This window comes from Paenibacillus sp. GCM10027626, assembly GCF_042676285.1.
Lineage (GTDB): Bacteria > Bacillota > Bacilli > Paenibacillales > Paenibacillaceae > Paenibacillus_Z.
In genome coordinates, this window is the sequence record NZ_JBHTHC010000004.1 from 312,829 (window position 1) to 336,757 (window position 23,929).

General features: G+C 52.0%; 15 protein-coding genes. 2 read left to right on the forward strand and 13 right to left on the reverse strand.

Annotated elements, in window-relative coordinates; translation table 11 throughout:
* Nucleotides 1–72: 72 nt before the first annotated feature.
* The 7 genes from ACFQ0N_RS11170 to ACFQ0N_RS11200 all read right to left on the reverse strand — a co-directional run bounded on the left by ACFQ0N_RS11170 (nucleotide 73) and on the right by ACFQ0N_RS11200 (nucleotide 12,470).
* A complete protein-coding gene (locus ACFQ0N_RS11170) occupies nucleotides 73–4,185 on the reverse strand; it encodes a hypothetical protein (protein ID WP_379325880.1) in 4,113 nt (1,370 codons plus the stop codon).
* A 285-nt stretch (nucleotides 4,186–4,470) separates the two neighbouring features.
* Nucleotides 4,471–6,912 (reverse strand): phenylalanine--tRNA ligase subunit beta, encoded by a 2,442-nt coding sequence (gene pheT / locus ACFQ0N_RS11175; protein WP_379325882.1) that lies wholly within the window; start codon nucleotides 6,910–6,912, stop codon nucleotides 4,471–4,473.
* Between the two features lie 28 nt (nucleotides 6,913–6,940).
* The gene (gene pheS / locus ACFQ0N_RS11180) at nucleotides 6,941–7,975 is read right to left on the reverse strand and encodes a phenylalanine--tRNA ligase subunit alpha (protein WP_379325884.1); all 1,035 of its coding nucleotides are present in this window, start codon (nucleotides 7,973–7,975) and stop codon (nucleotides 6,941–6,943) included.
* Between the two features lie 450 nt (nucleotides 7,976–8,425).
* Nucleotides 8,426–9,076, reverse strand: a complete 651-nt coding sequence (locus ACFQ0N_RS11185) for a YcnI family copper-binding membrane protein (RefSeq protein WP_379325886.1) — start codon at nucleotides 9,074–9,076, stop codon at nucleotides 8,426–8,428.
* A 122-nt stretch (nucleotides 9,077–9,198) separates the two neighbouring features.
* Nucleotides 9,199–9,933 carry a response regulator gene (locus ACFQ0N_RS11190; RefSeq protein WP_379325888.1) on the reverse strand — a complete coding sequence of 245 codons (735 nt, stop codon included), beginning with the start codon at nucleotides 9,931–9,933 and terminating at the stop codon, nucleotides 9,199–9,201.
* Nucleotide 9,934: 1 nt separating this feature from the next.
* Nucleotides 9,935–10,780 (reverse strand): sensor histidine kinase, encoded by an 846-nt coding sequence (locus ACFQ0N_RS11195; RefSeq protein WP_379325890.1) that lies wholly within the window; start codon nucleotides 10,778–10,780, stop codon nucleotides 9,935–9,937.
* 28 nt (nucleotides 10,781–10,808) lie between these two features.
* Nucleotides 10,809–12,470 (reverse strand): copper resistance CopC/CopD family protein, encoded by a 1,662-nt coding sequence (locus ACFQ0N_RS11200; protein ID WP_379325892.1) that lies wholly within the window; start codon nucleotides 12,468–12,470, stop codon nucleotides 10,809–10,811.
* A 443-nt stretch (nucleotides 12,471–12,913) separates the two neighbouring features.
* Between ACFQ0N_RS11200 and ACFQ0N_RS11205 the strand changes: the two genes are divergently transcribed.
* The gene (locus ACFQ0N_RS11205) at nucleotides 12,914–15,139 is read left to right on the forward strand and encodes a ribonucleoside-diphosphate reductase subunit alpha (RefSeq protein ID WP_379325894.1); all 2,226 of its coding nucleotides are present in this window, start codon (nucleotides 12,914–12,916) and stop codon (nucleotides 15,137–15,139) included.
* 69 nt (nucleotides 15,140–15,208) lie between these two features.
* Nucleotides 15,209–16,246 (forward strand): ribonucleotide-diphosphate reductase subunit beta, encoded by a 1,038-nt coding sequence (locus ACFQ0N_RS11210; protein ID WP_379325896.1) that lies wholly within the window; start codon nucleotides 15,209–15,211, stop codon nucleotides 16,244–16,246.
* Between the two features lie 173 nt (nucleotides 16,247–16,419).
* Here the strand turns inward: ACFQ0N_RS11210 and ACFQ0N_RS11215 are convergent, their stop codons facing one another.
* The 6 genes from ACFQ0N_RS11215 to ACFQ0N_RS11240 form a co-directional block, all read right to left on the reverse strand.
* Nucleotides 16,420–17,316: an aldose epimerase family protein gene (locus ACFQ0N_RS11215; protein WP_379325898.1), complete on the reverse strand. Its 897-nt coding sequence runs from the start codon at nucleotides 17,314–17,316 to the stop codon at nucleotides 16,420–16,422.
* A 17-nt stretch (nucleotides 17,317–17,333) separates the two neighbouring features.
* The gene (locus ACFQ0N_RS11220; protein WP_379325900.1) at nucleotides 17,334–19,007 is read right to left on the reverse strand and encodes a hypothetical protein; all 1,674 of its coding nucleotides are present in this window, start codon (nucleotides 19,005–19,007) and stop codon (nucleotides 17,334–17,336) included.
* A 63-nt stretch (nucleotides 19,008–19,070) separates the two neighbouring features.
* On the reverse strand, nucleotides 19,071–19,952 hold the full coding sequence (locus tag ACFQ0N_RS11225; protein ID WP_379325902.1) for a carbohydrate ABC transporter permease: 882 nt from the start codon (nucleotides 19,950–19,952) through the stop codon (nucleotides 19,071–19,073).
* Nucleotides 19,953–19,968: 16 nt separating this feature from the next.
* A complete protein-coding gene (locus tag ACFQ0N_RS11230; RefSeq protein WP_379325904.1) occupies nucleotides 19,969–20,901 on the reverse strand; it encodes an ABC transporter permease in 933 nt (310 codons plus the stop codon).
* A gap of 163 nt (nucleotides 20,902–21,064) precedes the next feature.
* Entirely contained in the window at nucleotides 21,065–22,111 is a 1,047-nt protein-coding gene (locus ACFQ0N_RS11235) for a response regulator transcription factor (protein ID WP_379325906.1), read from the reverse strand.
* Nucleotides 22,104–23,873, reverse strand: coding sequence for a sensor histidine kinase (locus tag ACFQ0N_RS11240; protein ID WP_379325908.1), 1,770 nt, complete (start codon nucleotides 23,871–23,873; stop codon nucleotides 22,104–22,106). The genes ACFQ0N_RS11235 and ACFQ0N_RS11240 overlap by 8 nt, the downstream gene beginning before the upstream one ends.
* Between the last annotated feature and the right edge of the window lie 56 nt (nucleotides 23,874–23,929).

Consider the following 23,929-nt stretch of genomic DNA (forward strand, 5'->3'; position numbering starts at 1 on the left):
ACCAAAGATAAAGAAGCCGTCTCTAGAGTAGTTGTTCCCTACCGAGATGGCTTCTTTTTTTCGTCTCAGAAATTAACTCTGCTCAATCAGTTCGATCCATTCATTATATTCCGTTTGCAGCTTCGAATACTCCGTCTGCAGCTTTGCATGCTCCACTTGCAATTTTTCGTGTACCTTGCTGACCTGCTCGGATTGCGCAAGCAATTTCTCCAGCTCTGCCAGCCGCTCGCCAAGCTGCTCCGCCCGGATGTTTGCTTCCTCCGCCTCCCGCTCTATCTGTGATAGCCGATCCCGCAATGCAGTCTCGGTCTCGGCAAAAGCCGCACTTTCCCGCAGCGCCGCTTCGATTTCGCTCTTGGATGCTTCCGCGCTTTCTTGAAGCATAGCAGCTTTGCGATTAGCTTCTGCCAATTCCGTTTCGCCTTTTGCCGCAGCTTCACCCAGCTCTTGCTTAAGCGCTGCAATCTGCTGCTGCGCGGCTTGCAGCTCGGCTTCGTAGTGCTTGATCGCCTCTGCATTCCGGTCTTCCATTTCCATCATTCTGCGACGGGATTCTGCAAGAATCTCCTCACTTTGCTTCGTTGCTTTTGCTGCACGCTGCTCCAGTTCCGCTGCCTTGCGGCTCGCTTCTGCAGCAGCTTCTCCATTCAGCTTGCTCGCTTCCGCCGCGCGCCGCTCCGATTGCTGCACCTTCTGCTTCAACTCGCGGTCGCGCGCTGCAAACTGTTCCAGCTCCAATGTCAGCCGCTCTCGCACTTCCATCAGTTCTCTTACCTGCGTCTCCAACTGCTCGGACTGCCGCTGCGCTTGCGCCAATTGATTTTTTTGTTTGAGCAGCTGCTCCTCCTGCTGATGAATAGTCTGGCTTCTGCGATTTTCCTTCTGCTTCAGCTCGCTAACGATGCGCTGCTGAGTCTGTTCGCGATCGGCAAGCTCATATTCAAGCTGCTCGACAGATGCCAGCAGTTCCGCTTCCCTCGTGGCTGCCTCATCGGACAATTGCTGGAGCTTACTCTGCTGCTCCGCCATCGCCGCATCCGCCTTCTTCTGCGCCTCTCTAAGATCTGCCAGCTGCTTAGCCAACTGCTCATTCTCCTGTTTGAACTGTCGTGTGCGCCCGGCGAATTCTTCCTCGTGCAGTTGGTTCAGCTTATCAAGCTCTAATCTATGTGCTGCTTCAAGCGCCTGTCTTTCAGCCGCAAACTCGGATTGAATGGTCAGCACCTTTTGTTCCGTTTCCTTCATGCTTTGTTCCAGCAAAGTCTGAGCATTTTGACGCTCTTCGGCAATCTTCGATTCCGCCTGTTCGTGAACTTGCTCGGATTGTCGCTTCGCTGCTTCTAGCTCCGATTGTATAGAGGCAATCTGAGTGCGCAGCTGCTCTTGCTCCCTGTCAGCTGATTGGCGAACTTCACTGACGGCTTTTTCAGCCTCTTCCTGCAGCTGCGCCAGCTTCGTCTCGTATTCCTGGCGAATATTCGAAATCTCCCGGATTGCGGCGGCTGCCGCTTCCGTGTGCACCTCGCGCTCAATTTCAAGCTCCACGCGCAATTCCTCAATAATACGGTCATGTTCCGCTTCCAAATCCTTGCGCAAGCGGATCAGATCTGCCTTAGCCTCTTCTTGCTTGCGTTCCAATTGCGCCCTAGCCGCCTCGCGTTCTCCTTCAAGCCCCAGTCTCGCAGACTCTCTCGCGCGCTCAAGCTGCTCCTGCGCCTCTAACCGAACACGCGCAAGCTCCTCTGCCGCTTTTGCCATCGCTTCCGCTTGTGCAGCACGCTCATTATTAAGCTCCCGCTCGAGACGCTCCTGCTCAGACAAAGCCTCTGCCGCAAATTGGTCTTGTTCAGCCTTCAGCTCGGCTATCGCCTGCTCATGCTTCATTCGGGCTTCTTCCTCCAGAAGCTTCCGATTAGCGGCTGCCTCCTCGCGCACCTTCGCCAGTTCGGCTTGTGCCGCTTCCTGCAGACACGTCTGCTCGGCTGCCGCTTCTGCCCGCACCCGCTCAAGCTCGGAACGCAGCTTCGCTTCCGCTTCCGTTCTTGCTGCGCGCTCATCCGCCAGAGCTCTTTCAAGGCGCTCTTGCTCGCTTAACGCTTCCGCGACGAGACGCTCCTGCTCTGCTTCCATTTCGGTCCGCTTCTTCGCCAGCTCCGCTTGTGCTGCCTCTTGCAGACGCGCCTGTTCGGCTGCCGCTTCCTCTCGCACCCGCTCAAGCTCGGATTGCAGCTTTGCTGCCGCTTCCGTTCTCGCCGCACGCTCATCCGCCAGCACTCCTTCAAGACGCTCTTGTTCGCTTAATGCTTCCGCTACGAGACGCTCCTGCTCCGCTTCCATTTCGGACCGCGCTTTCGTGAGCTCCGCTGCCGCCGCCTCCTGCATTCGCGCCTGCTCGGCCGCCGCTTCCTCTCGTAATCGCTCAAGCTCGGATTGCAGATTTGCTACCGCTTCCGTTCTCGTCGCGCGCTCATCTGCCAGGGCCCCTTCAAGACGCTCTTGCTCGCTTAATGCATCAGCAACAAGGCGCTCCTGCTCCGCTTCCATTTCGGACCGTGCCTTCGCCAGCTCCGCTTGTGCTGTCTCTCGCAGACGGGCCTGCTCGGCTGCCGCTTCCTCTCGTAATCGCTTAAGCTCGGATTGCAGATTTGCTACCGCAGCTGTATGTACGGCTCGCTCATTTTCCAGCTCGGCCGCCGCCTTCGCTTCCGCTTCTGACCGCGCTGCTTTTTCTGCAGTAAGCTTACTATGCAGATGCTCTTCGGCAGCTGATGCTTCTTTGCGCAGCGCCTCCTGCTCGGCTGCAGCTTCAGCGCGTTGTCGAGCCAACTCGGCCTCTGCTTTTTCGACAGCTTCTGCATGCAAGGCCTTTTCAAACTCCAACTCGCTAATCAGACGCTCCTGCTCGCTAGCGGCCTCTTGCTGCAGTTTCGCCAACTTGTCCGCTGCCTCCAGCGCAGCCTTGTCATTGGCAGCTTGCAGCGTTTCCAGCTCATTTTGCAGACGTTCCTGCTCAATGGCCGCTTCTTGCCGTGCCCGCTCCAGATCTGCGGCCGCCTTCGCAGACGCTTCCTCCTGCAGCGCTCGCTCAAATTCCAGCTCGCTCTGCAAGCGATCCGTCTCCGCTGCCGCCGCTTCCTTCGCCGCACGCTCCTGCTCCAGCTCGCTTTGCAGACGCTCCTGCTCCGCCTGCGCATTCGCTGCCGCCGCTTCCTTCGCCGCACGCTCCTGCTTCAGCTCGCTCTGCAGACGCTCCTGCTCCGCCTGCGCCTCCGCATCGGCCGCTTCCTTCGCCGCCCGCTCCTGCTCCAGCTCGCGCTGCAGGCGCTCCTGCTCCGCCTGCGCCTCCGCTTCGGCCGCTTCCTTCGCCGCACGCTCCTGCTCCAGCTCGCGCTGCAGATGCTCCTGCTCCGCCTGCGCCTCCGCTTCGGCCGCTTCCTTCGTCGCACGCTCCTGCTCCAGTTCGCTCTGCAGACGCTCCTGCTCCGCCTGCGCTTCCGCTGCCGCCGCTTCCTTCGCCGCACGTTCCTGCTCCAGCTTGCCCTGCAGACGCTCCTGCGTCTGCTTCGCCGCCTGACTCAGCCGCTCTTTCTCTGCAGCCGCCTCCTCAAGCAGTCGCTGATGCTCCGCTTCCGCGGCAGCGTGAGCCTGCTCAAGCCGTTCACGCTCCTGTGCCAGCTGCTCAGCTGCGCTTTCACGCTCCAATTCCAGCTCCAGCTGGAATTCCTCCTGTGCAAGCGCACGCTGCTTCTCATGCTCCTCGTATACGCTTGCCAGCTGCTGCTCTTGCTCCTGCCGCAACTTTTCCAGTTCGGCATCGGCCGCTTTTTTAGCCTCCTTCAAGTCTGCAATCATTTTGGCCCGCTGCGATTCCAATTCGCCTTTCAAATCTGCCGCTGCTTTTTGGGCTTGTTTTAGCTCTGCCGCCAATGCCGCGGCCTGAGCCTCGGCAGCGTGCAAACGCTCATTTTCACGGCTTAAGCGAAACACATCCTCAGCCATATGTACTGCAGCAAGCACTGCAATTTTCGGCACATCCAGCCGCGGATATCCTTTGGCCAGCTTATGCATATTTTCATCGACTAACGCCGCAATCCGCTTAATATATTCAGGATTGGAGTGACCCGTCAACCGATATTGATTTCCGTATATGTCGACCAATACACGTGTACGTCCGGCAGCATCCATGACAGCTCCTCCTCGGCTATTTTTATAATATATAAAACTATGAAAGCCTGTATAGCGCGGGAGACGCTGCAAACCGCATCAGCCCGCATAAAATTCTACGAAATATATGACGATCTACATGCTCAAAATGCTTAAAATAATCCCCTATGCAAGCATGCTTTACCGCAGCATAACCGATTGGCCGGCCGCATGCAAGCTTATATAGCATGTAACCTTATCAACGCCAAAAACCGCATCGAATGTTCATAAAGAACTTAATTCGATACGGCTTTATTCATCTCCTGCCTATTTGCGCAATTCTGCGGCAAAAGATTGTTCCAGTTCTGCCACGATTCTGGAATGTGCTTCCGTCACTTCTTCATCCGTCAAAGTACGTTCAGGATGGCGGTAAATTAGCGACAAGGCGATGCTCTTTTTATCTGCTCCAAGCTTCTCGCCTATATAGACATCGAACAGGTTGACTGACTCCAGCAGCTGCCCCCCGTTTGCCCGTACACACTCCGTTAATTTGCCCGCTTCAATTTCCCGTCCCACAACGACCGCAATATCGCGCTGAATGGCCGGATAGCGCGGCAATGTTCTATACACGATGTCGCTGTCTGCCCGCTCGTACAGCGCCTCCAGATCAAGCTCGAGTACATACGTATCGCCCAAATCATGTGCCTGCTGCACTTCAGGATGCAATTGCCCTACAAAGCCAATCGGTTCACTGCCGCGCTCCGTGGCGATCGTAACAACCGCTGTGCGGCCCGGGTGCATATGCTCAGGCTGGGCAGCCTCATAGCCGATCAGCCGGCTGACGCCAAGCACCTCTGCCACTGTTTCCAGAACGCCCTTCGCGTCATAGAAATCAAAGGATTCCGCTTTGCGGTTCCATTGCGCGGCCGATTTATGGCCGGTCAGCAGCACAGCCAGCCGGTGTTTTTCCTTAGGGAGACGAGTCAGCGTCTCCTCGTCGGCATGGAACACACTGCCGATTTCAAAAACAGCCACGTCATTATTTTTGCGGTTGTGATTATAGCGTGCCGTTTCCAGCAATTGCGGCAGCAAGCTCATGCGCAGCACGCTGCGCTCCTCGCTCATTGGCATAGAAAGCTTCACATAATGCGCGCCTTCTGTCAGGACCGGGAACAGCTTCGTCCGCTCCGGATGAGTGAACGAATAGGAGATCACCTCATGCAGGCCGGCGTCTGTCAAACGTCTCCGCAGTTCGCGGCGAATCGCCTGCGGCTTCGTAAGCGCGCCTGGAGTCGTTTCGCCTTCAATCGGCGTCGTCGGAATGTTGTCATAGCCATGCAATCTGGCGACTTCTTCAATCAAATCGACATCGCGCGCAATATCGCCGCGGCGGGTCGGCACCTGAACCGTGAAGCTGCCGTCAGCGGTATGCTCATACGAAAATTGCAGGCGCTCCAAAATTGTGCCTACTTCCAGCTCCGACAAATCAGTACCCAAGTAACGATTCACTTTGGAAAGCGAGACGGCAACAGTCTTTGGCTCCTGCACGGATGCTACAGCTTCGACTACGCCTTCAAGCACAAGGCCGCCTGCATATTCCGCAATCAGTCCCGCTGCACGATCAAGCGCAGGAACGACGCGCGCCGGATCAACGCCTTTTTCAAAGCGGGTGCTCGATTCCGAACGCAAGCCGACTTGGCGGGAGGTGCGGCGGACGGAGCTGCCGTCAAACCGGGCGGACTCCAGCAAAATATTGACCGTGGCCTCCGTTACTTCCGAATTGGCGCCGCCCATCACGCCGGCAAGCGCGAGAGGCTGCTCGCCATCTGTAATCACCAAATGATGCACGTCAAGCGTCCGTTCCTGGTCGTCAAGTGTCACCAGCTTCTCGCCCTCGCCGGCCAAACGGACGACAATGCGGCCGCCCTTCACCTTATCGGCGTCAAAGGCATGCAGCGGCTGGCCGTATTCCAGCATGACAAAGTTTGTAATATCGACGACATTGTTAATCGGCCGAATGCCGGCTGCCATCAGGCGATTGCACATCCATTGCGGGGAAGGGCCGATTTTCACCCCTTTAATATACCGCGCCGAGTAATGTGTGCATTGCTCCTTCGCGTCGATACGGACACTGATATGCTGATCGGCTCGATCAGCCGAAGCATGGACTCGGTTATCCGGCAGCTTGACTGTACGGCCCGTCAAGGCGGCGACCTCATAAGCTACCCCAAGCATGCTGAGGCAGTCCGAACGGTTAGGCGTAAGATCAAGCTCGAGCACTTCGTCATCAAGGTTCAGCACCTCGTTGATCGAGCGGCCGATTTTCGTCCCTTCCGGCAGCACAAGAATTCCTTCCTGCTGATCTTTTGGCAGCAATTTATCGTTCAGCCCCAACTCCTTCGCCGAACAGATCATCCCTTGGGATTCAACGCCGCGCAGTTTGGCCCGCTTGATGGCAAAATCGCCGGGAAGCTTGGCGCCGACTACAGCTACAGGCACGAGTTGTCCAGCCGCCACATTTTTCGCTCCGCATACAATTTGCAAAGGCTCCGCCTGACCTACATCCACTGTGCAGACCGACAGTTTGTCGGCATCCGGGTGTTTCTCCCGTGTAACCACATGGCCGACCACTACGCCGCTCACGCCTTTATTCAGCGACTCGACAATATCGATCTCGATGCCGCCGCTTGTCATCAGCGCCGCCAGCTCGGCACCGTTATATCCGTCCAAGTCTACATATTCACTCAACCATTTATAAGATACATTCACTGTACTTGCCTCCTTCAAAATTGTAGCGTTACATCCTGACGAACTGCTCCAGGAAACGCAGATCATTCGTGTAGAAATGGCGAATATCATCGATTCCGTATTTAAGCAGCGCGATCCGCTCCACTCCCATTCCGAAAGCAAATCCGCTTACCTGCTCCGGATCGTAGCCGCCCATTTCAAGCACGCGGGGATGAACCATGCCGCAGCCCAAAATTTCCAGCCATCCTGTCTGCTTGCACATCCGGCAGCCGTGTCCGCCGCATTGCGAGCAGGTGACGTCCACTTCAGCGCTCGGCTCCGTGAACGGGAAGAAGCTCGGACGGAGACGGATTTGCGCCTGCTTGCCGAACATCAGCTGCACAAACTGCAGCAATGTTCCTTTCAAATCGCTCATGCGGATGTTCGGACCGACTACAAGCCCTTCAATCTGGTTGAACTGGAAGCTATGCGTCGCATCGTCGTCATCGCGGCGGTACACTTTGCCCGGGCAGATGACTTTAACAGGCGTTTTGCCGTTCATTGCCTTCATCGTCCTCACCTGTACAGGCGAAGTTTGCGTCCGCATTAAAATTTCATCCGTTATATAGAACGAGTCCTGCATATCGCGCGCCGGATGGTCTTTAGGCAAGTTGAGCGCTTCGAAATTGTAATAATCCGTTTCTACTTCCGGCCCTTCTGCTATGGTATAGCCCATGCCAATGAAAATATCTTCCATCTCCTGAACGACCTTGTTCAGCGGATGGATCGCTCCCGCCGGCAGCTTTTTGCCCGGCAGCGTAATATCAATTGTCTCCGCCTGCAGCCGCTGCTCCGTTTCCGCTTTTTGAAACGCGGCCTGCTTCGTTTCGATGACCTCTTCAATCGCGGCGCGAACATCATTGACGACTTGGCCGATCAGCGGCCGCTCTTCTGCACTTAAAGCCCCCATGCCGCGCAATATTTCGGTAAGGGCCCCCTTCTTGCCCAAATATTTGACACGCAGATCATTTAGTTGCTGCGGGTCTGCCGCCTGCTGCAATTGCTCCAGCGCCTCTCCCCGCAATGCTTCCAATCGCTCTTTCATTTCTTTTCGCCTCCTGTACAAAATAAAAAAAGGCCCCTCCTCCCCAAAGGGACGAAAGGACCGTGGTACCACCCTAATTTGAAATGCGCCGCAGGCTGCTGCCGGCAGGCACTTCCTTCACTCCGGATATCGGCCGGAAAGCCGGGCATCCCTATTGATGTCGCATCGCACATACATGCCGCATGTCTCGACCAAACATGTTCAGGAACCTGCTCAGGAGCGAACTTCAGCAAGTCAGATTTTGTAAAGACGCTCTCAATCTCCGGCATCTTCTCCCTGTACAACCATTCGTAGCCTACTCTTCTCCATCATCGCTTTACATATAACTTAATTATATATAAATAGTGATGCAAAACGCAACTTCCGATGCAAAATAATTTGTGCCCATTATGAGATTGATCTTGAAGGCTATCGAGCAGCCTTGCCGTCCCCTCAGCGATCCGCGCGGACCTACGATCCGCTATTTTTTCTTTTTGCCAATGCCGCAACAAGCGCCAGCGCCGCAAGCACAACAGCAACGATGGACAAAATAAGTGGCACATTCGAGCTGGCAGCCTCGTCTCCGGCCTTCTCCGCAGAGTCCCCCGCCGCCGGTGCCGACGCGGCACCACCGTGACCATCGCCTTCGCCGGTCCCCGGCACAATTGCCGTCACCGATGCCGGATAATCGGCATCTGGCGCGCCGACCCATTCTACTACAGAGTTGTCGCTATAGGTCTGGTAAGCTTTCCAGACAAGCTCCTTCGCATCATCCGCTACTTTGCCGGACAGGCGAAATTCCGTAAATTCAGTACGGGCAAGCCCTTCGTCTTCAGCCGTCCAAGTGACTGAGGCGATCGTATCGTCCGCATTTTTTTCTATCTCATACGACCAGCCCGCTTTCGGCTCTACACGCGTGACAGCCGCTCCGGCAGCCACTGTAACCTTCACCGCCTTTGTCGTTACGCCTTCCTTCTCGCTTGGCACACGAACGGTAAACACCTCATAGCTGCCCTGCTTCGACTCCTTCGGCTGGACAGTTACATGCGCGCTTGCCAGTCCGGCAAACATCATAAGAGACAGCACAACGATGCCTCCGGCGAGCCATTTTTTCAACTTCATTGCAAGTCCTCCCTAATAATCCTTAGGTCTTATGTTCATTCACCTTAAAAAGTATAAGGGAGAAGCTTAGGTGCAGCATGACTCGAAAGAGCTATCAACTGTGAAAAAAACGTGTCCGGCCGTTAGCTTTTCAGCCAGCCTTTTTCCATCGCATAGCGCGTCAGCTGCACCCGATTGTCCAAATGAAGCTTTTGCAAAATATTTTTCAGATGATTTTTTACGGTATGCTCGGACAAGCCGTATGTTTCGGCGATTTGCCGGTTGGAATCGCCTACGGCAACCCGTTCCAATATTTCCCTTTCCCGCTGTGTTAGCGGCGTCAGTACCTGGCCCGAATCGATTTGGGCGGCGGCAAGCTTGCTGTTTTTGGCGCGTTCCCGTCCTATCGCAGTCGCATCGTCCGATAAAACGGATCGGTTTTGGCCGCCATTGAACTCCTGCAACAACCGGAACGCCAATTCCTTGGACATAGGCGCCTCATCCACCGCCACGCCCCGCAAATACTCCAGCCAGGAGGAAGGCGACAAGTTTTTGAGCAGATAGCCTTGCGCGCCGCGCTTAATCGCTTCGAACAAATCCGTAATATCGTCGGATACGGTCACCATGACGATCTTGATTTGCGGGTCGATCGTCTTAATAAGCTGGGTGGCCTCCATCCCGTTCATTACCGGCATATTGATATCCATAAGCACAAGATCCGGCCCCAGCTCGGCTGCAAGCGATACGGCCTGCTCACCGTGGACCGCTTCGCCGACAATTTCGAAATCGGCATCGCGGCTTAATATTTCACGCATCCCTTCACGCCCGTGCGGATGATCGTCCGCCAGCAACACGCGTATTTTTCTCCCGTTCTCCAAGCTATCTCTCCTCCTTCCGCACTTCAACCTTGAGCCCTGCGGCTGCTGACGCAAAAGCTCCGATATTCAGCTGCCAGCCCATCGCCTGCGCCCGGTCCTTCATCATGCGAATGCCATAGCAGCCCTTGGCCTCAAGCTGCAGGAGCGATGCCCCTTGCCCATCGTCTTCTATCGTACAGCAAAAACCGCCGGATTCATTTGCCGCAGCAGCTATCCGGATACGCTTCGCCCTCGCATGCTTTTGCACATTGAGCATCGCTTCGCGGACGATGGCCTGCAGCTCCACTTTTTCTTTATTCGTCAAATCGCTCTCCGGCAGCCGCCAATCAAACTCGACCTGCAGGCCAACTTTGGCAAAATCGTCCGCCAGTTCCTTTACAGCTTGCAGCCAGCGGACATCCGCTACAGCCAGCTCCGGTTCGGAGCGCAGGTTGGCAATCGACTGCCGGACATCCTCGTACACATGGCGCATCGTTCCCCGCAGCTGCGAAACGGTCTCAGCCGCCGTTCCGTCCGCCAGCTCCCCTTCAAGGCGGTCAAGCTTGACCGACAACAAAAACAACGACTGCGAGATGCCGTCATGCAGCTCTCTGGCCAGCTGCTCGCGCTCTACAAGCGCAGCCTTCACCGCCCGTTCCCGCTGCAGCGATTCGTGCGCATGCTCCAGCATGTGCAGCAGCCGGCGCACAAGCGTAATCGTGACGGCGAAGACGATAATGGGCGCCAATATATTGCCAAGATCCATCGAAATGTAAGGCAGCAAAAATGCATGCCTTACATACTCCCACAGCGCAATCGTGATCGTCGGAATAAGCAGAATGAGCCATTTTATCCGGTTATTGGCCATACAGACCACCTTCCTAAATCAGCAACCTCTAGTAGTTGCGGAATTCATAGCGCTCAACCTTCTCATTGTCATCCTTGTCCAACACCCGCACCTCCGCCTTCCATCTTCCTGCAAACGGAATATAGGGGCCTTCAGCGACATAATCGGAGCGCGTATAGCCCTCGAATGCCATAATTTCATTATCTTTGAAAGGCACGAGCGGCACATTTATGGCTACTACATCTTCCCGGTCAAGCGACTTTAAGCGCAAGACGATGCTTTTCGGCTCTCCTTGCTGCTCCGGCAGCCATACATTCACTCTAAACTTATTATCTGAGGCCGGCTTATTCGGTGTAATGCGCAGCGTCAAATGCATCTCCGCTCCCATTTTGTGATAGTAGACATTGGCATTGGCCGGCAATGGTGTAACGTAGGTAAAAATGCCGACAATGATCATAATAAGGAGCATGAGCGCTATATCGATGCGCAGCAAGGTGAAATTAGGCAGCTCTCCGCGCCGGACGCGCAGACGCAGCAAAGCGCCGATAATGACGACCAGCACGACGAGCGCTGTCTTAGCAATCAATAGCTTGCCCCAAGCGGTATAGAACAAATAATTCAGGCCAGGCATGAAAAGCAGCGTCATTGCCGTGCCGCTGGCGATCAGCAGCAGAATGGACAGCAGCGCCATGCGCGAAAATACGGGAGCGAATCTCCCCGCCTCCTTACGGTCGGCAAGCCAGAAAGCCAGCAGCAAGGCCAGTCCCCCAACCCAAACAGCTGAAGCGGCCAAATGAATAAAATCTAATATTACAGTAGCGGCTGCAGGCTTGAAAACGGCCGCATGGCCGCTCCAGCTTTCCACGCCGAGCAGCAGCAGCGCCCACACCGTGCGCAGCGTTCGCCCCAATTTCAGAATTGCAAATCCGGCTGCGCTTAATACGAACAATGCGATCCACACACGGCCGATTGAAGTGCCTGTAAACAGTTGAAAATAATCGCTTCCCTCATAGCCGCGCAATATTTCCGCAGCATGGATAAAAATATACAGCAGCACTGCAATAAATAGCGCGCGCACGACGGGCAGCTCCCAGCGCCGGCGGAGCGCAGCCATGGCCTCGCCTCCGCGATGCAGCGCTTCCCAGAGCATAAAGCCGGCTGCCAGCAGCACAGCAAGATAATAAATAATTCGCAGGACATAAGTGAAAAATTGCTGGCCGCTCAATTGCGTCGGATACTCATGCCCTTCATGGCCGCTATGGTCCAGCCCGTTGTGCGGATCGAAGGAGGAGGCGTCCAGCGCTCCCTGCGGATTGCCCACTACAAACACAAAGGAGCCGTTCACTGGATGCCCGTCGGCAGAGATAACCGCATACGACACCGTATACACGCCCTCGCCTAATGAAGGCATAGCGAGTGTCAGCGAGCGGCGGTCCTCCCCCGTCTTTGGCTCCGCGCCCGTCACTTTTTTGGAGCTGGAATCGCGGACGGACAACGCCCCCGCCTTGGCTTCGATTGCCTCATTGAAGTAGAGCTCGACAGCGGCCGGCGCGGCATCGACGCGCGTATTCGCTTCCGGCACCGACCGCTCAAGCTGTGCATGAGCCTGTGCTTGTCCCGGCCAGCCGAGCATCAGCACAAACAGTATAATAAAGGCTGTCATGACAGCAGCCAAAAGCCGGGCAGGCATTATTTTTCGGTAAAATACCATCTCTTACTTGCACGTCCCTTCCGTCATTCAAACAATCTGATCAGCAATAGTTTACCACATAGTTACAGCTGACATTTCAGCCATTTTGGCCCTTTCTGCATGAAAGTTATGTCTTCTTTTTGAACAAAGTTCATTTTTTTCCTCTGTCCGAAAAGGAAAGAAAGTTGTATAGTAGATAAGTTGGAATTTTAGTCGGCTCATATCATTTTTGCAAAAATATTGTCGGCCCGTCTTTGCAACGGGTAACTTGCGACCAGCCCTTTCGGGGCAAGTTTTCACCCCTTTTTCATACGTGCCGCAGCTCCTGAATGCCCCTATTTTGTCGAATATCTATCCTTGACTGGCACTAGATATTGGTGTAATTTTATTTTAAATTATCAACATATTGTGTATTTATGGCATCTTTACTTTAATTGCCTTTTGACAAGGAGTGACTTACGCTCGTGGATATTATTAAACGTAACGGTCAAAAAGAAGAGCTTATTTTTTCCAAGCTGAAGAAGGTTATCGACTTTTCCTGCGTCGGCTATGACGATTGCGACCCGCTGGAACTTGAAACAGCGCTGCTTCCTTACTTCCGCAACAATATTACAACCAAAGAAATTCAACGGACGCTGACCCAGGTTGCCGTCGAAAAAACAAGCATTGAGCAGCCCAACTGGCAATATGTTGCCGCCAAGCTGCTTGTATACGATTTGTATAAAGAATCGGCGATTAACCGAAAATACGGTTACTTCGGCTATGGCGATTTCTACTCACTGATCACTTATTTAACCGAAAAGGGCTTTTACGGCAAATACATATTAGAACATTACACGCGTGATGAAATTCGCGAGCTGGGCAACTATATCGTTCCTGAGCGCGATTATTTGTTCAATTACATCGGCCTGAAGACATTAGCTGACCGCTATCTGATCAAAGGCTTCAACGGTGAAGTTCTGGAATTGCCGCAAGAGCTGTTTATGGGCGTCGCCATGCATCTGGCTATGAAGGAAGAGGACAAGCTGAGCTGGGCCCGCAAGTTCTACGATGTGCTTAGCCGTCTGCAAATGACAGTCGCTACGCCTACGCTGGCTAATGCCCGCAAGCCATTTCATCAGCTTTCCAGCTGCTTTATCGATACAGTTCCGGACAATCTGTGGGGCATCTACAATGTTGACTCCAGCTTTGCCCAAGTATCGAAATTCGGCGGCGGCATGGGAATTTATGTCGGCAAAGTGCGGAGCCGCGGCTCGAACATTCGCGGTTACAAAGGCGTAGCCGGCGGTGTCGTGCCATGGATTAAAAACTACAACAATACGGCGGTCGCCGTAGATCAGCTGGGTGTACGCTCCGGTGCAGTAGCGGTCTATCTCGACGTGTGGCACCGCGATATCCTTGACTTCCTGAACCTGAAGACTAACAACGGCGATGACCGCATGAAGGCTCATGACATTTTCCCTGGCGTCTGTATTCCTGACCTGTTCATGAAAAAAGTGCAGGAACGGGAAGCCTGGTACTTGTTCGATCCGCATGAGGTGCGCACTGCTATGGGCTGGTCGCTTGAGGACGCTTGGGGCGAGGAGTGGGAACGCCGCTATGAGGAATGCGTCAACCACCCGACGCTTACGCGCGAAGAAGTGCCAGCAATTGAGATTATGAAGCGGATATTGGCCAGCTCCTTCGAGACAGGCACTCCATTCGTCTTCTATCGCGATACGGTAAACCGGGCGAATCCGAACAAGCATAAAGGGATCGTCTACTGCTCGAATCTGTGTACTGAAATTTGCCAGAACATGAGCGCGACTGAATATATTACAACCACTCATGAGGATGGCATTATCACGACTCAAGTGAAAAGCGGCGATTATGTTGTCTGCAACCTGTCTTCGCTTAATCTTGGCCGCACCCGTACCAAAGAAGAAATTGCCGAAGTCGTCAGCTGCCAAATGCGGATGATGGACAACGTGATCGACTTGAATCATTACCCGATTCCGCAAGCGGCAATTACGAATCAGAAGTATCGTGCGGTCGGCCTTGGTACAAGCGGTTATCACCAATGGCTCGCACTGAACAAAATTTCCTGGGAATCCGAAGATCACCTTGATAAAGTGGATGAGCTTTATGAGTGGATCAACTATTGCGCCATTAAAGCGTCGATGGAAATTGCCAAAGAAAAAGGTGCCTACCGCGTATTTGAAGGCAGCGAATGGCATACGGGAGAATATTTTGAGCGCCGCGGCTATAAAGGCGAGCAGTGGGATCAGCTAAAGCACGATGTCGCCGAGCACGGCGTGCGCAATGCCTGGATGTTCGCGATTGCGCCGACAGCATCCACCTCACTGATTGCCGGTTCTACAGCCGGCATCGACCCGATCTTCAACAAATTTTTCGTGGAAGAGAAGAAGAATGCCGTCGTGCCGCAGACAGCGCCTAATCTGAATGACGAGACATTCTGGTTCTATAAAGAAGCGCATCATATCGATCAGCACTGGAGCATCAAAGCGGCTGGCCGCCGTCAACGGCATATCGACCAGGCGCAATCATTCAACTTGTATATTACACCTGACTATACGGCCAAAGAGTTTTTGGAATTGTATATGGCTGCATGGGAAAACGGCCTAAAAACCGTCTACTACTGCCGGAACAAAAGCTTGGAAGTTGAAGATTGTGCAAGCTGCAGCGCTTAATGCGCTGCAGTTTTTCTGCCGCCTGCTTTGCGGCATTAAGCGATACAGGATCAAAGGAGGCAACTTAACGTGGAACTGCAAAAGAAAAAGCTTTTTAACGAGCATGGCGACCGTGATTGGGGCAAGCGCCGCATGATTGGCGGCAACACAACAAACCTGATCGAGCTGAACAACGTAAAATATGACTGGGCAACGAAAATGTACCGGACCATGATGAATAATTTCTGGATTCCGGAAGAAATACCGTTAGCGCAAGATGCGAAAGATTATCGCAATCTGACGCTGTCAGAGAAAAACAGCTACGATAAAATTATCAGCTTTCTTATTTTTCTCGACTCCCTGCAAACCGCTAATCTGCCGAACGTCAATGAATACATTACTGCACCCGAAGTCAATCTCTGCCTGACGGTGCATACGTTCCAGGAAGCCGTTCACAGCCAGTCCTATTCGTACATTCTGGATAGCGTATGCTCGGCCGAAGTACGGGATCAAATTTACAATCTGTGGCGGGAAGACAAAAACCTGCTGAAGAGAAACCGGTTCATTACTGATTTGTACGAAAATTTTATCGCCAATCCGTCGTCGCAAAATCTGATCAAAACGATTATGGCGAACTATATTCTTGAAGGCATCTATTTCTACAGCGGCTTCAGCTTCTTCTATGCACTGGGGCGCCAAGGCAAAATGCTCGGCACAGTGTCGGAAATCAAATATATACAGCGCGACGAGCTGACGCATCTGGCCTTGTTCCAGGGTATCTTCCGCGAAGTCCGCAAAGAAAATCCGGAGCTATTCACGCCAGTGCTGGTCGAAGAACTGCGCCAAATGATGAAAACGGCAGTCGAGCATGAAATCGAGTGGGGTCAATATATTACGAACAATCAAATTGCCGGCCTGACGAATGAAATTATTGACCAGTATATCAAGTTCTTGTCTAATGAACGGCTGAAAAAGCTGGGTCTGGACATTTTGTACCCTGAAGTGTCCGAACATCCGATGCGCTGGGTTGAAAGCTTCAGCAATATGAACGGCATGAAGACCGACTTCTTCGAGCAAAAGGTTACTAACTACAGCAAATCCTCCAACCTGAACTGGGGCGATCTGTAAAATTGTTAAAAAAGCTGTCTCAACGTAGCTGCGGCTGCGGGAGGCGGCTTTTTTGTTTAGGGAAGCTGGTTATGTGCTACCCGCTCTTCTTTCCGCTCATCAAAAATGACACGCATGTCGTTATTATAAACGACATGTGTGTCATTATAAATTTCTCGCCGATTTATTCCCCCTCACCGTAATCGGACCTTAAAAGAGAGCGAGGATTCCAACAAGCTGTGCGGTTCTAATTTGATGGCAGTACCGGATGCAATGTTATCGTCCAGTCTGGAAGCAGGTGGAGATGAAAACAACTCCAGCCCGATATTATAATGACATCCGAAATACGGAGGCGAGCTGTCGCCCCCGTAATCGCGCCAAAACCAAACGTACGGCCAGACCCCGTTGTTCCAGTTAATCTCGGCCCCGATCCCGTCCGGCCGCATGACCAAGTACGTTCCACGGGTTCCATCCAACACATCAAACCCTCCTGCGGCGCCCCGTTCGGGCATGATGAAGCTGTCAGAGCATCCCTCGACATGGACCACTGTTCCGGGCATAAGGAACGGTTCCCCAAACGTAATATGATGTCCCCAGTCCGTATGGATCACAGCTGGCGAGACATTCCGAAGCCTTTCTTCCAATCGAAAACCCGCCCGGCCGCTCTCCATAATAAACGTTTTCTCTACTACCACCGGAAGCGAGCGCAGCTCGTTGCGGAAGACGACCCGAATTTCCTCCGGGCGGTCCTCTGTCACTACGTAGCTCCATTCCGATAATGCCGCTTCGCCATAAGCTTCCATTTCGATTCCGTTATGAATATGCCTTCCGCCAAGATTCGGAAGGATCTCCTGCCATCCTCCCTCATATTGGCTTTGAAAATCCCGGTAGGACGACTGCTTCGGCCGAAGACCCAGCCGCGTGAACCAGACAAAATCGGTATCGGTCGGCTTATGCAACAATTCAATAATATCCGTTCCCTTGCCCGGCAGTACCGTTAAACGAAACTTTTCGTTCTCCAGCACAACGGTCTCATAGCCCTTATAAATCAGACCTTGTTTAATCCGGCAACCGTAATTGCGATCGCTCATCCAGCCCGCTGCCTCCATCATTTACCGGCTTGCTGCGCGAGAAACGCTTGAAGCTGCTTCGTCAACTCCGCTTTAATATCTGCGATATCGGATTGCAGCGTTTTGTTGCTCTCCCACTTGGTTTGAAGCTTTTGACTGCCTTCCGTCGGATTCACGACCATGCCGAGTTTATATGCAAGTGTTTCATTGTAGATTTTGGCAAAGTCCGGGTTGGCCAACTGATTCTTAACCGGGTCCTGGTTGAAGGCAAAGCCCGCCAAGGCAGATTTGACATATGACTTCTCATCAGCAAGATAGCGGTAATACTCAACCAGATCATCCGGTACGTTGGCGGACAAGCGGATATAATTGGGATTCCAAGTCAGCATATAACCCGGAAAATTGTAATTCCGGCTAATATCGATGCCATCCGGGTACTTGAATTTGTCGTCGCCGACCGGCTCCCAATGCTTGCCTTTGATGCCGAGCTCGAACAAATCATGATTATCCTGGCTCTCAAAAATCCAATTGATGAAAGACATTGCCCGATCCGCATTCACCGACGTTTTTGGGACGCAGAGGAAGTTCCATACACGAAAGTCCGAAATGAGTGACGGATTGGGCTGCACTTTTTCCCGAACCGTTTTCTGTACAACGAATATGCCCATTTCTGCGGACGGATCCCCAGCCTTTAACTGTGAATTTATAGCGTCCAGATTCGCAACGCCTTCCATCAAAGAAGCTGCTTTGCCTGCTGTGAACGTGCCTCGCGCATCCTTTCGAATGATAGGCTCTTTCTCAATATAGCCCTTTTCATGCCATTCCCGGACGGTTTCATTCGTGCTGTAATCTGGCTTGTTAAACGGTGCCGGGAAACCGGCAATATTCTCCGTTTTATCACCAGTTAAAGTGACACTCTTAAGGCCGCCTCCCTCAAGTTCAGCCGTAGCAATGACATTGGGCCCGAGGTTAATGTCCCACAAACCGGCTTCATACTTCACAGGCAAGTCCTTATTGAAATCGATCAAGGCTGCTGCGCCGTAATTTCCGTCATTGCGGACTACAAACGGGATCATATTTTTATCGTTCTCAAGCACGCGGTCGAAGTATTCCAGCAAATCCTCATAAGTTTCGATGCTTTTCATGCCATATTTGGCTGCAAGGTCTTTCCGGTAATAAATAACCGGCAAGTCGCTTAAATATTGACCGAGAGGAACCCCATACGTATGAAGCTGGCCATCTTGGCCCACAAACTTGTTATTGTTGAGATATTCGCTGCTGAATGCTGTCTTTAAGCCGGGATACTTATCGGTATTAAAGTAAGAGTCCAAATTTGTATAATTATCCTGGGCAATAAACGTATTCATGTTCATCCACGGCGCATCAAAAGCGATATCCACCTGTTCGCCAGCGGAGAGCTTCAGCTTCAGCTTGTTGACATAGTCCGCTTGCGGAGTAAATGTCACATTCAGCTTCAGATTCAACGTATCTTGCGTCCGTTTCTCAAACTCGGCCACGACCTCGTCGAACTGCTTCGGCTTATCCCCCCACAGCATAACATTGAGCGTCACGGGCCCCTTCGTATTCCCGCCTCCATCGCCAGGCCCAGACTTTTCGCCCGAATCCCCATTATTGCCGCATGCCGCAAGCAAGGATAGAATCATCGTCATCGCAACGAATAGCACAGCCCTTCTTCTGACTCCGTTTCTCATGTAGAACCCTCCCGATGATCTTGTCATTCTTCTTCTATATGCCAATCGGCCAAATGACCGAAATCAGCCTTTTATCGCACCCATCTTTAAGCCGCCTACGAAATAACGCTGAAGAAACGGATACAGGAAGATGATTGGTCCAACCGTTACCATCGCTGTAGCCAATCTTACGGTATAAGCAGGCGTTACCTGGGTGGTGGACGGCGCTCCCGCTACCGCAATATTTTGCGCCATGTCCACGTTGCGGATGATTTGCATAATAATGTATTGAAGTGAATATAACTTGGGGTTGTCGATATAAAGCATAGCCGGTGCCCAGGATGACCAGTAACCAAGGGCGTAGAACAACCCGATTGTAGCCAGCGCCGGCAAAGAAAGCGGCAGTACGATCGATCGCAATATTTTCATTTCGCCGGCACCGTCAATTTTAACGGATTCAAACAATTCCTTCGGAATCTCATTAAAAAAGTTCCGCATGAGGAACATATTCCATGGTGACAGAAGTACAGGCAAAATATAGACCCATACCGAATTTTGCAAGTGCAAATATTTGGTCGTTAAAATATAGCTGGACACCATTCCGCCGCTAAACAGCATAGTAAAGTAGAAGAACAGGGAGAGCTGCGGGGAGAACCGGAGTCTCTTTCCCGACAACGCGTAAGCGGCCAGACTGGTCACCAATAAGCTCAGCGTGGTACCGACTACCGTAACAAAGATCGTAATCAGATAGGCATCGGGAATCGTCTGTGTGCTGAATATCGCCTTATAAGCATCCAAGGAAAAACGATCCGGCAGAAGCTTGTATCCGTTTTGCAGCAGCGTGGTTTCCTCTGTAAAGGAACTCGCGATAACCAAAAGGAACGGATACAGACACAAGATAGCAAACAAAATGGTAATGATGTAGAAGATAACCGCCAGCAACCGGTCATTTCTTGAATTTTTCATCGTGACAGCCTCCTCATTAGAATAACGCTGAATCTTTATCCAACTTAGATGCAATTTTATTGGCCGTCATGACCAGGATGAATCCGACGACCGATTGATACAAAGCGATGGCTTGGGTCATTCCAAGTGATCCGGAAGTCCGCAGCGCCCTGAAGACGTAGGTATCTATCGTATCTGTGCGGCTAAACAAAAACGAATTATCACCGACCAGCGAGTAAATCATTTCGAGGTTTCCGCCGAAGATGTTGCCCAAACTTAGCAGAAACAGCATGACAATGGTACTTTTGAGCATTGGCAGCGTAATCTTTAGAATACTCTTAAACCGGGTCGCCCCGTCAATCCTAGCCGCTTCATATAACTCCTTATCAATCCCCACGATTGCCGCCATATATACAATTGCACCGAACCCTGCCGTCTTCCACAAATTTATCAGGATCAAAATCGGAGGCCAAACATCAGGATCAGTGTAAAAATCAATGGTATTAAGCCCTGCCGAGGCCAGAAAATGATTGATCACCCCCGTATCCGCCGTAAAAAACGTGACGGAGAACAAGCCGATGATCGGCCAGGAGATAAAATTCGGCAATATCATGACCGACTGCACGGTGCGTACAATGGCATTCTTGCCCAGCTCAGTAAGCATAATCGCCAGCGCCAATGCCATCGCAGTTCCGGTAACAATGAACATCAGATTGAAAAAGACTGTGTTAAACGTAATGACAAGCCAGTCTTCACCGCGGAAAAAAAAGCGCAAATTATCGAAGCCGATCCATTTACTGCCGAACATTCCTTTCATCGGATTAAAATCTTGAAACGCAATGACAGTGCCTACCATCGGCAGATAAGCGAAAATAATGCTAAACAGAATGGCCGGTACAGCCAATAGATAGAGAGATCGATTTTGGATGATTTCGCGCATGCCACTAAGTTTGTTAGCCGTTCTGTTCACGATGCATGCCCCCTTTCTTACTAATTGTAACCCCTTTCATCTCAATTAGGTTACAGGGCTGTTTCTTGTAATAGGGAGGTTTTTTTGCTAAATCAGAGCGATTTCCACAAAAAAACCGACCTTGCCCGCAAAGATTTCCCCGGGAGGGCCGGTTATACGTGTGCTACTTGTTTTCTCTGTACTGAAGCCTAAATTCGCTTGGGGTAAATCCGGTCTTGAGACGGAATATTTTCCCGAAATATTTTTCATCTTCAAAGCCGGACATCTCCGCGACCCGATAGATCGGAAAATTGGTCGTTTGCAGGAGATGCTGCGCTTGACGGATATTCATGTGCTGCACATAGCTGACAAAAGAGCAGCCCATAATTTCCTTGAAGCATCTGCTAAAGTAACTGATGCTCATATTGATGGCCTTGCAAATTTCCGATTGGCTGGTACGTTCACCCATTTGCTGGTGCAGCATATCCACAGCCGAAATAACAGAATGAATAACTTCCTCCGAGAGCATGGTACTTCGCAGAAGCTTTTGGGCTTCGGCTCTAAATTCAGACAACCCTTCCGTCAGGCCTGCTGCCGCTTCCTCCCTTGGCCACAATGATCCGACACGAATGTTATCCAGCAGCGGACATTTCTCCAGCCATATGGCTTGTGCCCTCCGAAGCATATTGAACCAATCTGCCGGTTGGAAGCTGAGAAGCGAATCGCTTAGCAATTGCTCGTAAATTCTGTCATCGACCATCCACTGGAGTGTATTCCAGCGAGCCGTCAGTTCATCTTTGTGCGGATTAATGTCTAATCGTTCCCGGTCGCCTGCTGCAGACTGGCCTGCTTGCCGCTCAAACCGTTTTGCAATGCGGCCAAGCAGTTCCTCTACCGATTCGTCATCCAATTGGGTCTTGACCATATAATCAATGGCCCCGAGACGCAGCGCCTGCTGCAGATAGTCAAATTCCTGATGGCATGTCAAGACGACAAATTGAATACCCGGGTACTGATCTCCAACGACGGACAGAAGCTCGAGTCCGCTCATGCCTGGCATGGAAATATCAGCGAAAAGCACATCGACTTCAAGCCGTCTCAGTGCTTCAAGCGCTTCTTCACCACTGGACGCTTCCCCGACCAGTTCCATGCCGTAACGGGCGAGAGGCATCATGCTTAAGATGCCCCTGCGTACGAGCGGCTCATCTTCTACGATGAAGGTTTTAATCATTCCTCTCGTCTCCCTCCATGGCAAACGGGATGACGATCCGAATTCGGGTACCTGCCCCCAGCATGCTGTCGATCGTCATTTGTGCCCGATGACTGTAGTGTACATTAAGCATTTTCCGGACGTAATTAAGCCCGATGCCAAGCCCGGTCTTGCCATTGTTGCTACTGTTCCCGCTGCTGCCTTCCGCGAGAAGCTCGGCCACCCGCTCCGGTGTCATCCCTTTCCCGTTATCGGCTACCGTAATAGACACGCAGCTTGGTTCTCCGCTTCTGATTTCGACGCGAATATCCCCTTTTTCACTAAGCAATCCATGGTACAATGCATTTTCAACGAGCGGCTGCAGGACGAATCTCGGGATCGGCACTTCGGTTAAACTGCTGTCGCAATCGACCGTGACATTAAAGCGATGATCATACCGGATATTTTGCAGTTCGATATAATCATGCAGCGCTTTTAATTCTTCCTTTATCGTGACGATCATACTGCCCTTGCTCAAATTGTAATGCAGGACGCGCGTAAACACCTTGACCAGATTATATATCTCCGTCTGGCCGTTCGCCCTGGCCAGCCACTGGATCGTATTTAGGGAGTTATGGAGAAAATGGGGGTTAATCTGAGACATCAGCTTCTCAACCTCCAGTTCGCCTCTTCGCTTCTCCTTTTGTTCGACCTCTGTAATTAATTCCACAATTTTGATCCTCATCGATTGAAAGCTGGCGAAGAGCATATCGAATTCTTGCAGCTGGGTTACAAGCATATTATGATGCGTCTGATCGTAGCTGAACCGCTTTATCTCCCGATTGATACGCTGCAGCGGGTAGTAGACCATCCTCCATATAAAAGAGGCTGCTAGTATCGTAACCAGAATGGAAATAGCGGCCACAAGAAGAAATTGCCGCTGCCATTGCCGCAGTTCCTTGCGAAAATCATGCATATCGATCAGCGACATCAGCTTCCAGCCATCGCGGCTCTCCGCCGAAAACTGCTTGTAACGGCCTGTCAGGGTCTCATTATTCAATGTGGAGCCGACAGCTAATATTTCAGGGTGATCGCTGTATCGAATCATCCCGTCTTCGCGGACCAGCACATTCAGCGACTCTTCTCCGATCGGCGGGACCGAATGGATGATATCCTCAAATTTTGACTCCAGATAAACATAGTAACGTCGTCCTGCTCCGTATTCGATAACACGAGTCAATGAAATTACGGTCTCATCATGTCCGGCTAATGCAGATTCATGAGGACCGTGGAATGTCAGCTGATTGGCCCGGTAGAGCACATCTTTCGATTGCGGCTCCACCCGTGACGAAGACAATTCCGGCTTGATCGGCGCCGACTCGAACTGATAATTGCTTTCATATCCCGGAATGGAGAAGTACAATCCGTTTATGCCCGGATTCGAATAAATGATGTTGGTTAAAGACTTGTCGATACTGAGAAAAGTTCCGATCTTGAGCACAGGGTCGTCTGTCGTGAGATAAGTGATGACATCGTCTCCAAGACCGCCGTCAATGACCAGCAGCTGTGATACACTTCCAAGATTCGCCGCCGTCTTCTCCAGCGCCGACGTTTTTGCATCCGCCATCGACTGGTAATTGGCGCTGATTTTCTCCGTTTGGACCTTCAACATCCAATAATAGGAAGTGACCCCGATGAGCACAATCGGTGTTATCGTAACAACGACCAGCAGAATGCTTAACCGGCCTCTCAGCGTATCCGGCCATACGACACGCTTCCAACCCGGACTCGCGGTGCGCTCCATTTCCCAGCCCCTTCCGTATACGACCTCTGTGTTATCAGTATAGAGCAATCCAATCC

What these genes read in the sequence shown, in the direction of transcription:
- ACFQ0N_RS11170 (WP_379325880.1), bottom strand. Translation starts at nt 4,185, where the DNA reads ATGGATGCTGCCGGACGTACACGTGTATTGGTCGACATATACGGAAAT.
- pheS (WP_379325884.1), bottom strand. Translation starts at nt 7,975, where the DNA reads ATGAAAGAGCGATTGGAAGCATTGCGGGGAGAGGCGCTGGAGCAATTG.
- ACFQ0N_RS11185 (WP_379325886.1), bottom strand. Translation starts at nt 9,076, where the DNA reads ATGAAGTTGAAAAAATGGCTCGCCGGAGGCATCGTTGTGCTGTCTCTT.
- ACFQ0N_RS11195 (WP_379325890.1), bottom strand. Translation starts at nt 10,780, where the DNA reads ATGGCCAATAACCGGATAAAATGGCTCATTCTGCTTATTCCGACGATC.
- ACFQ0N_RS11200 (WP_379325892.1), bottom strand. Translation starts at nt 12,470, where the DNA reads ATGGTATTTTACCGAAAAATAATGCCTGCCCGGCTTTTGGCTGCTGTC.
- ACFQ0N_RS11215 (WP_379325898.1), bottom strand. Translation starts at nt 17,316, where the DNA reads ATGAGCGATCGCAATTACGGTTGCCGGATTAAACAAGGTCTGATTTAT.
- ACFQ0N_RS11220 (WP_379325900.1), bottom strand. Translation starts at nt 19,007, where the DNA reads ATGAGAAACGGAGTCAGAAGAAGGGCTGTGCTATTCGTTGCGATGACG.
- ACFQ0N_RS11225 (WP_379325902.1), bottom strand. Translation starts at nt 19,952, where the DNA reads ATGAAAAATTCAAGAAATGACCGGTTGCTGGCGGTTATCTTCTACATC.
- ACFQ0N_RS11235 (WP_379325906.1), bottom strand. Translation starts at nt 22,111, where the DNA reads ATGATTAAAACCTTCATCGTAGAAGATGAGCCGCTCGTACGCAGGGGC.
- ACFQ0N_RS11240 (WP_379325908.1), bottom strand. Translation starts at nt 23,873, where the DNA reads ATGGAGCGCACCGCGAGTCCGGGTTGGAAGCGTGTCGTATGGCCGGAT.